The 11,985-nt window shown below is 66.7% G+C and carries 10 protein-coding genes; 7 read left to right on the top strand and 3 right to left on the bottom strand.

Features of this window, described 5'->3' with window-relative positions; translation table 11 throughout:
• Positions 1–51: 51 nt before the first annotated feature.
• The 3 genes from AC6LJW_RS05485 to AC6LJW_RS05475 all read left to right on the top strand — a co-directional run bounded on the left by AC6LJW_RS05485 (position 52) and on the right by AC6LJW_RS05475 (position 4,154).
• Entirely contained in the window at positions 52–1,032 is a 981-nt protein-coding gene (locus AC6LJW_RS05485) for a Bug family tripartite tricarboxylate transporter substrate binding protein (RefSeq protein ID WP_498086703.1), read from the top strand.
• 14 nt (positions 1,033–1,046) lie between these two features.
• Complete coding sequence (locus AC6LJW_RS05480) at positions 1,047–2,174, top strand: CaiB/BaiF CoA transferase family protein (RefSeq protein ID WP_498086701.1); 1,128 nt, start codon at positions 1,047–1,049, stop codon at positions 2,172–2,174.
• 588 nt (positions 2,175–2,762) lie between these two features.
• Positions 2,763–4,154 carry an APC family permease gene (locus tag AC6LJW_RS05475; RefSeq protein ID WP_056569012.1) on the top strand — a complete coding sequence of 464 codons (1,392 nt, stop codon included), beginning with the start codon at positions 2,763–2,765 and terminating at the stop codon, positions 4,152–4,154.
• Between the two features lie 77 nt (positions 4,155–4,231).
• On the opposite strand, the gene ggt is transcribed toward AC6LJW_RS05475, so the two are convergent.
• Entirely contained in the window at positions 4,232–5,995 is a 1,764-nt protein-coding gene (ggt, locus tag AC6LJW_RS05470) for a gamma-glutamyltransferase (protein ID WP_056569015.1), read from the bottom strand.
• Positions 5,996–6,130: 135 nt separating this feature from the next.
• Here ggt and AC6LJW_RS05465 point away from each other — a divergent pair, with 135 nt between their 5' ends.
• Positions 6,131–7,051 carry a LysR family transcriptional regulator gene (locus AC6LJW_RS05465; RefSeq protein WP_056569018.1) on the top strand — a complete coding sequence of 307 codons (921 nt, stop codon included), beginning with the start codon at positions 6,131–6,133 and terminating at the stop codon, positions 7,049–7,051.
• Between the two features lie 90 nt (positions 7,052–7,141).
• Here AC6LJW_RS05465 and AC6LJW_RS05460 read toward each other — a convergent pair whose 3' ends face one another.
• Entirely contained in the window at positions 7,142–8,134 is a 993-nt protein-coding gene (locus AC6LJW_RS05460; protein WP_056569019.1) for a tripartite tricarboxylate transporter substrate binding protein BugE, read from the bottom strand.
• A gap of 242 nt (positions 8,135–8,376) precedes the next feature.
• Here AC6LJW_RS05460 and AC6LJW_RS05455 point away from each other — a divergent pair, with 242 nt between their 5' ends.
• Positions 8,377–9,276, top strand: coding sequence for an AEC family transporter (locus AC6LJW_RS05455; protein WP_056569022.1), 900 nt, complete (start codon positions 8,377–8,379; stop codon positions 9,274–9,276).
• 70 nt (positions 9,277–9,346) lie between these two features.
• Here AC6LJW_RS05455 and fumC read toward each other — a convergent pair whose 3' ends face one another.
• A complete protein-coding gene (fumC, locus tag AC6LJW_RS05450; protein ID WP_056569025.1) occupies positions 9,347–10,744 on the bottom strand; it encodes a class II fumarate hydratase in 1,398 nt (465 codons plus the stop codon).
• Positions 10,745–10,905: 161 nt separating this feature from the next.
• Between fumC and tsaE the strand changes: the two genes are divergently transcribed.
• Complete coding sequence (gene tsaE, locus AC6LJW_RS05445; protein ID WP_427987193.1) at positions 10,906–11,445, top strand: tRNA (adenosine(37)-N6)-threonylcarbamoyltransferase complex ATPase subunit type 1 TsaE; 540 nt, start codon at positions 10,906–10,908, stop codon at positions 11,443–11,445.
• A partial coding sequence (locus AC6LJW_RS05440; protein ID WP_498086699.1) for an AMIN domain-containing protein occupies positions 11,373–11,985 on the top strand: 613 nt, incomplete at its 3' end. The genes tsaE and AC6LJW_RS05440, both read left to right, overlap by 73 nt.

Below are 11,985 nucleotides of genomic sequence, written 5' to 3'. Positions count from 1 at the left end.
AGTTACCCGACGCCGGCGGCACAGCCGGCGCGCCATCCACTGGAGACATGCATGAAACGCTATTTCACCCCCCTGTTCCTGGCGGCCGCCGCCGCCATAGCGGCCACCCCCGCCGTTGCCGCAGACGCCTACCCCACCGCGCGGCCGGTCACACTGGTCGTTCCCTTCCCGCCCGGCGGCCCCACCGACGCGCTGGCACGCCGCCTGGCCGAGAAGCTGCGCGAGCCGCTCAAGCAGAACGTCATCGTCGAAAACCGCAGCGGCGCGGGCGGCAACATCGGCTCTGAATACGTGGCCTCCGCCAAGCCCGACGGCTACACCATCCTGTTCGGCACGTCCGGCCCGCTGGCCATCAACGTCAGCCTGTACAAGAAGCAGAACTACAACCCCGAGACCAGCTTCGCGCCCATCATCCGCATCGGCCACCTGCCCAACATCCTGGTGGTGAATCCGTCGGTGCCTGCCAACAACATGCAGGAGCTGATCGCCTACGCGCAGAAGAATCCGGACAAGCTGAGCTACGCCTCGTCCGGCAACGGCGCGTCGTCGCACCTGGCGGGCATCCTGTTCAACCGCATGGCCGGCACCAAGATCATGCACATCCCGTACAAGGGCACGGGCCCCGCGCTGAACGACCTGCTGGGCGGCCAGGTGTCGATGTCGTTCACTGACATCCTGACCGCGCTGCCCTACATCAAGGCGGGCAAGCTGCGCGCCATCGGTCTGGCCAGCGCGCAGCGTTCCGATGCGCTGCCCGAGCTGCCGACACTGTCCGAGCAAGGCCTGAACGGCTATGACGTCAGCGTCTTCTTCGGCATCGTCGCGCCCAAGGACACGCCGGCCGACGTGGTGAACACGCTGAACCAGGCCTTCAAGACGGCGCTGTCCGATCCCGCGATCGAACAGACGCTGCGCATGCAGGGCATCGTCGAAGCGCAGGACAAGACGCCGCAGGGCCTGTCCACCTTCATCACCACCGAAGTCCCCAAGTGGCGCGAGCTGATCCAGAGCGCCAACGTTTCCATCGACTGACGCGAAGAATGCCCATGGCTCACACCCTACCCAATGCCGGCGCCCTCGCAGGCTGCAAGGTGATCGATCTGTCGCGCGTGCTGGGCGGTCCGTACTGCACGCAGATCCTGGCCGACCACGGCGCCGACGTGCTGAAGATCGAGCCCCCCGGCGGCGACGAGACGCGCGGCTGGGGCCCGCCCTTTCTGGGCGAGACGGCCTCGTATTTTGTCGGCGTGAACCGCAACAAGGACGGCATGACGCTGGACTTGTCGCAGCCCGCCGGGCAGGACCTGCTGCGCCACCTGCTGGCCGACGCCGACGTGCTGGTCGAAAACTTCAAGCCCGGCACGCTGGAAAAGTGGGGCCTGGGCTACGAAGATCTGAAGGCGGCCTTCCCCTCGCTGATCCATTGCCGCGTCAGCGGGTTCGGCTCGGACGGCCCGCTGGGCGGGTTGCCCGGCTACGACGCCTGCGCGCAGGCGATGTGCGGGCTGATGAGCGTGAACGGCGATGCGGACGGCGAAGCGACCCGCGTGGGCCTGCCGGTCGTGGACATGGTGACGGGGCTGAACGCAGCGGTGGCGATCCTGCTGGCGCTCAACGAACGCACGCGCAGCGGCCTGGGGCAATTCCTGGACATCACGCTGTACGACTGCGCGCTGTCGCTGCTGCACCCGCATGCGCCGAATTATTTCTACAGCGGCAAGGTGCCGCAGCGCAGCGGCAACGCGCACCCGAACATTGCGCCGTACGAAACGTTGCCCACCGCCAGCGGCCCGATCTTCCTGGCCGTGGGCAACAACCGCCAGTTTGCGATGCTGGCGCAGACGCTGGACGCCCCGGCGCTGTCGGCGGATGCACGCTACGCCACGAACGCGGACCGCCTGCGCCATCGCCAGGCCCTGCGCGACGATCTCACCGCCCTGCTGGCCCGCCACGAGGCCGCCGCGCTTGCCGACCAGCTGCTGCGCGCCGGCGTGCCTGCCGCCGCCGTGCAGACGGTTGACCAGGCGCTCGCGCACCCGCATACGCGGCACCGTGGCATGGTGCTGGAACAGGGCGACTACAAGGGCGTTGGCTCGCCCATCAAGCTGTCGCGCACGCCCGCCACGCTGCGCAAGCTGCCGCCAGACTTGGCGCCGCCTGCCGGCCAGGACTGACCCCGCACCAATGACCCGCCCGGCGCCCGCCGGGCTTTTTTTTGAGACAGCGTTTCCACTTGGCCAGGTGTCAGACACCCTCGTGACGCCGTATCAGCTTAGCGGCCTTTTCGAACGGGTGTCAGACACCTTCAGGTCAGGCTCGCCCAGACACGCCCAGGTGTCAGACACCCTCGTGGCGCCGTATCAGCTAAGCGGCCTTTCCGAACGGGTGTCAGACACCTTCAGGGCAGGCTTGCCCAGGCACGCCCAGGTGTCTGACACCCACAAAACCGCTGCCACAGGCTGACGGCCCTCTCCCCCGGGTGTCTGACACCGTCCCACGCCCAGGTGTCTGACACCCACAAAACCGCTGTCACACGCCCAGGTGTCTGACACCCACAAAACCGCTGTCACAGGCTGACGGCCCTCTCCCCCGGGTGTCTGACACCGTCCCAAGAACGCCGCCGCCCCGCGAGCAACAACTTAGACATTTGGTTTCAGCAAGCCGCCCGATTGCCGCCTTAGACTTTTTTGCACCTCGCGTTGCATCTGCACGCTGTCCCGAGCCACATAAAAGGCGAGCCACATAAGAGGAAATAAAAGACTATGGCCACGAACGACTCACAAGACCACGGTCAGCTCAAACGGGTGATGGGCCCGAAGCTGCTGCTGCTATTCATCGTTGGCGACATCCTGGGCACCGGCGTCTACGCGCTGACAGGGCAAGTGGCCGCGGAAGTCGGCGGGGCGGCCTGGCTGCCGTTCCTGGTCGCCTTCGGCGTGGCGCTGCTGACCGCCCTGTCCTACCTGGAACTTGTCACGAAATACCCGCGCGCCGCGGGGGCCGCACTCTACGTCCACAAGGCGTTCGGCGTGCATTTCCTGACGTTCATCGTCTGCTTCACCGTCATGTGTTCCGGCCTGACGTCCGCGGCCACAGCTTCGCAGGCCTTTGCCGCGAACCTCTTCGCCGCCATGGGCATCGAAGCCGACAAGCGCTGGATCACGATCGGCGCGCTGGGCTTCATGCTGCTGGTCATGCTGGTGAACCTGCGCGGCGCGGCCGAAAGCGTCCGGGCCAACGTGGTCCTCACGCTGATCGAGCTGTCCGGCCTCTTGATGGTCATCGTGCTGGGCTTTTACGCCATCTCCGGCGGCCAGGCGGACTTCTCGCGCGTCGTCGCGTTCGACACGCCCGAGGACAAGAGCGTCTTCCTGGCGGTGACCTCGGCCACGGCGCTCGCGTTCTTCGCCATGGTGGGCTTCGAGGACTCGGTCAACATGGCCGAAGAGACGCACGATCCCAGCCGCATCTTTCCGAAGGTCATGCTGACCGGCCTGGGCATCACGGCCGTCATCTACGTGCTGGTGTCGATCTGCGCCGTCGCGCTGGTGCCGGTGGGCGAGCTTGCCAAAAGCAGCACGCCGCTGGTGCTGGTGGTCAAGCGCGCCGCGCCCGGCCTGCCGGTGGAGTACATCATGCCGATCATCTCGATGTTTGCGGTCGCGAACTCCGCGCTGATCAACATGATGATGGCCAGCCGCCTGCTGTACGGCATGTCGCGCCAGGGCGTGCTGCCGTCCTTTCTGGCCCACGTGCACCGCAAGAACCAGACGCCGTGGACCGCCATCCTGTTCACGACGGCGTTGGCCTTCGGCCTGATCATCCTGGTCGCCCTGGCCGATTCGCAGGCGATCCGCGCGCTGGGCGGCACCACCGCGTTGCTGCTGCTAGGCGTGTTCGCGTTCGTGAACGTTGCCGTGCTGGTGCTGCGGCGCGACAAGGTCGAACACCGCCACTTCTCCATCAACCGCATCGTCCCGTGGCTGGGCGCCGCGGCGTGCCTGTTTCTTGTCACGCCGCTGACGGGCCGTGACGTCATCCAGTACCAGGTCGCAGGCTGGCTGCTGCTGCTGGGCGTGGTGATGTGGTTCGTGACCTGGCTGGCGCGGCGCCGCGAGGCCAAGATGGAACTGGACCCGTCGGCGCTGGAATGATGCGTGGCGCCACGGCCGAGGCGCCTTAGCCGAGGCGTCTCAGCCGGGCTCAGCTTGACGTCTTGGCCGCAGCGCCGTCAGCCGCCCACCGCCAGCCCTTCGCGGCGCGGGTCCGCGCCGCCTTGCAGGCCCTTCGAATCAATGACGATGCCGTGGATGCCGCTGGGAAACTCGGTGATGCGCACCGGGTGTCCCATGCGCTCCAGTTCCGGCGCCAGCGCTTCCAGCGCCGTGCCCTTCTCCAATTCGGTTTCCTTGTTGCGGCTGCCGAAGTTGGGCAGGTCGATCGCCGACTGGATATCAAGATTCCAGTCCAGCACGCCCACGAGCGTCTTGGCGACGTAGTTGATGATCGCGCTGCCGCCCGGTGAGCCCACCAGCAGGTAGGGCTTGCCATCGCGTAGCACCATCATCGGCGCCATCGAACTGCGCGGCCGCTTGCCCGGTTCGATGCGGTTGGCGACGAGCCGGCCTTCGGGATCCTTGAACGACGACGAAAAGTCCGTCATCTCGTTGTTCAGCAGAAAACCCCGCACGAAGATCTTGCTGCCGAATTCGCTTTCGATGGTGGTCGTCATGGTGAGCGCGTTGCCTTGCGCGTCGACGGCCACGAGGTGACTGGTGGACGGCAATTCCAGCGCGTTGTCCTTGCCCAGCGACAGCAGCTTGCCTTCCGGGTCGCCCGGCAGCGCGACCTTCATGCTGCGATCCGGCTGGATCAGCGCGCCGCGCGCGCGCAGGTAGGCGGGGTCCAGCAAGGCGCGCACCGGCACGCGCACGAAGTCCGGGTCGGCCACGTAGAAGTCGCGGTCGGCGAAGGCCAGCCGGCCGGCTTCCGAAAAATAATGCACCGCCTGCGCCGTGCCCGGTGCGTAACGGCTTAGCGGAAACTGCTCCAGCTCGCCCAGGATCTGCAACACGGCGATGGGTCCGCTGCTTGGAGGTCCCATGCCGCAGAGCTGGTAGCCGCGATACGCGCCGCAGACGGGGTCGCGCGGCTTGGCGCGATAACCCGCCAGGTCCGCCAGAGTGAGGTCGCCCGGCTTCTCGTGCCCCTGCACGGCGGCCACGATATCGCGCGCGATGTCGCCCTGGTAGAACGCATCGGCGCCTTGCGTGGCGACCGCGCGCAGCGTGCGTGCGAATTCCGGGTTCTTCAGCACGTGGCCCACCGGCCAGGGCATCCCGTCCGGCGCATAGAAAAACGCGGCCGCCGCGGCCTGCTGCGGCAACGCCTTGTTGCCGGCCAGCAGTGAATGCAAACGCGGCGACACCGCAAAGCCCGCTTCCGCCAATTCAATGGCCGGCTGGAACAGGTCGGCCCACGGCAGCTTGCCGTGCGCCTTGTGCGCCAGTTCGAGACCGCGCAGGAGGCCAGGCACCGCCACCGACATGCCGTTGTTGACGGCCTGCGCAAACGGTAGCGGCTTGCCCTCGGCATCCAGGAAGCGGTCGGGCCGCGCGGCCGCGGGCGCGGTCTCGCGGCTGTCGATGGTGCGGATCTGGCCGTCCGCTGCGGAGTACAGCACCATGAACGCGCCCCCGCCGATGCCCGACGATTGCGGCTCGACCAGGTTCAGCACCAGTTGCGTCGCAATGGCGGCGTCCACCACGCTGCCGCCGCGCCGCAGCATGGCTTCGCCCGCGCGGCTGGCCAGCGGATTGGCGGACACCATCATGAAGTGCGGCGCGCGCACGAGCTGGCGCGCCTGGACGCCGCTGGCAGCCTCGGGATTGATGTCCTCGGCCGCGGGCGGCGTGCGCGCCCAACTGGCGGAAACGAACGGCAGGCCGGCTATCGCGGCGGCGAGCAGCAGGGCGGCGTGGCGGCGTAGGCGCATGGAGGGCTCCGGTGATCGCCGGACACCCGGCTGGCGTCCATGATAGTCAAAGGGCCGCGCCGCTGTCGCGCGGCAGGCGCCCGGTGCGCGCCATCCGGCTTAGAATCGCGGTTTCGGATCCCCCCCATCTGCGCCATGCGCCTGCGCCACATCGAGATATTCGAAGCGATCCGCCGCACCGGATCCCTGACCGAAGCCGCCGCCGCGCTGCACATTTCGCAGCCCGCCGCCAGCAAGCTGCTGGCGCATGCGGAAAGCCAGCTGGGCTTCAAGCTGTTTGACCGCGTAAAGGGCCGGCTGGTCGCCACGCGCGAGGCCGAGATCCTCACGCCCGAGATCGCGCGGCTGAGCCAGGACCTGAACAGCGTGCGCAGGCTGGCGACCAACCTGCGCGACCGTCCCAACGGCCATCTGCGCCTGGGCTGCGCGCCCGCGCTCGGCCTTGGCCTGTTGCCCGGCGTCGTGCGCGACAGCCGCAATGCGCAGCCCGGCATCACCTTCGACATCCACACGCACCACAGCGCCGAACTGGTGCAAGGGCTGCTGACGCGCGAGCTGGACCTGGCGATCACGTTCGACACGAACGACTATCCCGGCCTCACACGCATGGGGCTGGGGCACACGGAACTCGTACACCTGAGCCGCAAGCCCGGGCAGGGGCCGCTAAGGCTGTCGGACTTGTCTGACCCGGCAGACGCCACCGACTCCGGCGACACGCTCATCGTGCTGGACGCGGGCGACGCATCGGGCGCCCTGCTGCAACTGGCGCTGGACGCGCAGGGCCTGGCGCCGCAGGTCGCGATCCAGGTGCAGACGCATTACGTCGCCTGCGCGCTGGTCGACGCAGGCTGCGGCGACGCCATCGTCGACGCCATCACCGCGCGTGCCATGCTGCGTCCCGGCATGACCCTGCGCCGCCTGGAACCCGCGCTGCGCGTGCCGATCAGCATCATGACGCGCAACCAGGATCCGCTGTCGGCGTTGCACCGTGACCTGATCGAGCGCCTGCGCGCGGCGTGCACCGCATTGCTGGAAGGACTGGACGCGCCCGCCTGACAAGCCGCGCGCGGCCCGCAAAGCACAACGGGCGCCCGAAGGCGCCCGTTGTTGTGTCGATGGGGGCAGACTGGGCCGCCCCGCGCAGCATCAGTCCAGCTTGATGTTCTGCTTTTTCACGACGTCCTGGGCCCAGTTGAACTGTTCCTGGATTTCCTTGGCGAACTCTTCCGGCGTGTTGCCCGACGGCGCCGAGCCTTGCTCGTCCAGCGCCTTGATGACCTTCGGGTCCTTCAGGGCCACGACGGCGGCGTCACGCAGCTTGTTCACAACTTCCATCGGCGTGCCCTTGGGGGCCAGCAGGCCGTACCAGACGGGCTGGTTCAGCACCGGGAAGCCGGCGTCCTTGAAGGTCGGCACGCCCTTGACGGCGGCGATCTGCTCGGGCCATGCGATGGCCATGGCGTTCAGCTTGCCCGCCTGGATCTGCGGCATCGAGGACGGCAGGTTGTCGAACAGGATTTCGATCTGGCCGCCGACGGCATCAGCCAGCGCCGGGCCCGAACCCTTGTAGGGCACGTGCACGATGTCGGTGCCGGTGGCCATCTTGAACGATTCGCCCATCAGGTGCAGCACGCCGCACGTGCCCGAGCTGCCGTACGAGTACTTGCCCGGGTTCTTCTTCAGCTCTTCGATGAAGCCCTTGAAGTCCTTGGCGGGGAACTTGGGGTTCACGGCCACGACGTTGGCGGTGTTGGCAAAGTTGGTGACCGGCTGGAAGTCCTTGATCGGATCGTACGGCAGGTCCTTCGGACGGCAGGCGGGGTTCACGGCCATCGTGGAGACGGTGGCGATGGACAGCGTGTAGCCGTCGGCAGGCGCGCGTGCGGCTTCGGCCGCACCGATGGCGCCGCCAGCGCCGCCCTTGTTTTCAACGACCATCGGCTGGCCGAGTTCCTGGCTCATGCGCTGCGTCACGAGGCGCGCAATGATGTCCGTGGAACCGCCAGGCGCGAACGGAACGATCACGCGGATGGCCTTGCTGGGGTACTTGTCTGCGGCGTGCGCGACCGAAGCGCCCAACGTGCCGGCAGCACCGGTAGCAAGGGCGATGGCCACTGCCAGGGAGCGGACCTTATTCATAGTTGTGTTTCCTCCAAGATTGCGAGCCCGTGTGTAGACGGACCGTTGTGTGATGTGCCCGCCTGTAGACGGACCAGCAGATAACGGTGCGGGCGCATTGCTTGTGCGCAGCGTGTCTACGCCGCATTTATAGGTTGCTTGTGGCACACGCGCCCGCCAGAATGACGGAGAATAGCAGCAAATGCTTACACCCGCATAGCGCGCCGGACGCCTCCCGGCGCCAGACGAAAACCCACGCCTTTATGTCTGTAGCACTCCTGGTTCTCCCCGATTTCATGCTGGTCGCGCTGGGTTGGGCGCTACGTCACAAATTGGGTTTCTCACGCGAGTTCTTTGCCGGCACGGAACGCCTCGTCTACTTCGTGCTGTTCCCCGCGCTGCTGTTCCAATCGATCCTGCGCACGCCCATCACGGCGGGCAACGCGGCGCTGCTGCTGCAGGCCACCGCGGCGGTCGTGGCGGCCGGCGTGGCAATGGCGTGGCTGGCGGGCCTGGCGCTACGGCCCTCGTCGCTGGGCCTGGCCTCCTCCGCGCAATGCGGATACCGCTTCAACACCTATATCGGCCTGGCGCTGGCAGCCAGCCTGGCGGGCGCGCAGGGTCAGACCGTCATGGCGCTGATCGTCGGCTTCGCAGTGCCCATGGCCAACGTCGCCGCCGTCTACGGCCTGGCTCGCCACAGCGGCGGCAACCTCCTGCGCGAGCTCGCGCGCAATCCGCTGGTAACGTCCACCTTGCTCGGCCTGGCCTGCAATCTGGCGGGATTGCAGCTACCCGGCCCCGTCGACACGGTGTTCGCGCGGTTGGGCGCGGCGGCGCTTGCGCTGGGCATCATCTGCGTGGGCGCCAGCCTGGCCTGGGAGGGCGGCAAGGGCTACGGCACGCTGATCGCGTGGATGCTGGCGGTCAAATTGGTCGCGCTGCCCGCAGTCGCCCTGCTGGTGGCGAACCTGCTCAACCTGCCCCCGCTCGAAGCGCGCATGCTGCTGCTGTTTGCGGCGCTGCCCACAGCGTCGGCCGCGTACGTGCTGGCGATGCGCATGGGCGGTGACGGCCGCATGGTGGCCGTGCTCATCTCACTGGGCACGTTGTTCTCGGCGGTCACGATCCCGATGTGGCTGCTGCTGGCCGGCCGCATCTAGCCCACGCGCAAGAAAAATGGCCGCCCCGGCAAGGGCGGCCATCTTCATGGCGTCGGTAACGCGGGACGGCTTACGACGGCTTGTGCGCGTTCGTCATCGAGCCCGGCACGACCCATTCGGCAAACTGCGCTTCGGTCACAAAACCCAGGGCCAGCGCCGATTCCTTCAGCGACAGGCCTTCCTTGTGCGCCTTCTTGGCGATCTGCGCGGCCTTGTCGTAGCCGATGTGCGGATTCAGCGCGGTCACCAGCATCAGCGAACGGTCCACCAGTTCAGCGATGCGCTCGTGGTTGGGCTCGATGCCCGCGGCGCAATGCTGGTCGAAGCTGGCCATGCCGTCCGTGAGCAAACGCACCGATTGCAGGAAATTGTGGATGACCAGGGGCTTGTAGACGTTCAATTCGAAGTTGCCGCTGGCGCCGCCGATGTTGATGGCCACGTCGTTGCCCAGGACCTGCGCGGCCAGCATCGTGATGGCTTCGCACTGCGTCGGGTTGACCTTGCCCGGCATGATCGAGCTGCCCGGCTCGTTCTCGGGAATGCTGATCTCGCCCAGGCCCGAACGCGGACCGCTCGACAGCCAGCGCACGTCATTGGCGATCTTCATGAGGCCCGCCGCCAGCGACTTCAGCGCGCCGTGCGCGAACAGCAGCGCTTCGTGGGATGCAAGCGCCTGGAACTTGTTGGGCGCCGAGACGAACGCCGTGCCGGTGGCGTGGGCCAGTTCGGCCGACACCTTGGGGCTGAATTGCGGGTGGGCGTTCAGGCCCGTGCCCACCGCAGTGCCGCCGATGGCCAGTTGGTGCAGGCCCGGCAGCGTGGCGCGGATCTGCTGCTCGGCCAGATCCAGCTGCGCCACGTAACCCGACAGTTCCTGGCCCAGCGTCAGCGGCGTGGCGTCCTGCAGGTGGGTGCGGCCGATCTTGACGATGTCGTAGTACTTGGCGCTCTTGGCCGCCAGCGTGGCGCGCAGCGCCTTCAGCGACGGCAGCAGGCGGTGCTCGACTTCCACCGCGGCCGCCACGTGCATCGCGGTCGGGAAGGTGTCGTTCGACGACTGACCGCGGTTGACGTGGTCGTTCGGGTGCACCTTGCGCTCTTCGCCACGCACGCCGCCCAGCAGTTCCGAGGCGCGGTTGGCCAGCACCTCGTTCATGTTCATGTTGCTTTGTGTGCCCGAACCGGTCTGCCAGACGGACAGCGGAAACTCGTTGGGCCACTTGCCCGCCACCACCTCGTCGGCGGCGCGCATGATCGCGTCCGCAATCTTGGAGTCCAGTTCGCCCAGGTCGGCGTTGACCTTGGCCGCCGCGCGCTTGAGCCGCGCCATCGCATTGACCAGCGGTTCCGGCATCTTCTCGGTGGAAATCGCGAAGAAATGCAGGGAGCGCTGGGTCTGGGCGCCCCAAAGGTGGTCTTCCGGCACCTCGATGGGGCCAAACGTGTCTTTTTCGATCCGGGTCTTCATGGCGCGTACAACTCCGTGGCGGCGTCAGTCGCGGGCGGCGGGAAGCCGTCAGTTGCGACATTATTGAGAATAGCAATCGTTATAGGTTAGCAGAAACCCGCATTCCTATAATTGCTCCCATCTGTGCTCCGATCCTCGTTTTTTACCACTGCTCCCGCGCCATGTCCGCCCCTCTCGCCACCCTGACCCTGCACCTGCCCGACGAAGCCGCCACCGAGGCGCTGGCACGCCAGCTTGCGCCCATGGTGACCGGCGCCCAAACCGGCCTGCCAGGCGCATGTATTCACCTTCAAGGGGACCTTGGGGCAGGAAAAACGGCCTTCTCCAGGGCATTGTTGCGGGAAAGCGGCATCACAGGCCGAATCAAGAGTCCAAGCTACGCGCTGCTTGAAACCTATAAAGTTTCTAACTTATACTTCTATCACCTTGATTTTTATAGATTTAGTGATGCGCGCGAATGGTTGGACGCAGGATTCCGAGATTTACTGCGTGACGACGCAGTCGTTTTGATCGAATGGCCGGAGCGGGCGGAAGGTCTTTTACCCCCGCCCGACCTGCTGATCTGCCTGGTTTATGCAGGCGACGGACGTGACGCCACCCTGACCGCGTACACCGCCCGAGGACAAACATGGTTGAACGCGATTGTCCCCCCGCCCCTGACGGCGCCCTCCCCGCGGCAGGCGCCACCCGCCGACGCCTGATCAGCGTCGCCGCCACCCTGCTCGTCCTGCCGGTCGTGCCTCGGCTGGCGCAGGCTGCAACGATCCTGGCCGTCCGGACCTGGCCGGCCGACGAATACACCCGGGTCACGCTGGAACTCGACAGCGAACTCAAGGCCGAACAATTCACCCTCGAAAATCCCCATCGCCTGGTGGTCGATATTGAGGGACTGACCATCAGCGCCGCGTTGAACGACCTGGTCTCCAAGGTCCGGCCCGACGATCCCTACATTCAAAGCCTGCGCGTGGCGCAGAACCGCCCGAACGTGGTGCGGCTGGTGTTCGACCTGAAGCAGCCCGTGGCGCCGCAGGTATTCACGCTCAAGCCGGTGGCCGATTACCAGTACCGCCTGGTGCTCGACCTCTATCCCAAGATCGCGCAGGATCCGCTGATCGCGATCCTGAACAAGTCCAGCGGTCCCGACGTGGACGATCCGCTGGCGCGCATCCTTGAAGACATCCAGCGCAACCCGGTGACCCGCGCGGACCCGCCCGAACCGCCGCGCGTGCGCGGCCAGCAGC

This window comes from Achromobacter sp. 1012554356 (genome assembly GCF_059760815.1).
Note: the sequence above shows the minus strand (reverse complement) of the source record. Positions and strands in the feature narration are given on the sequence as shown.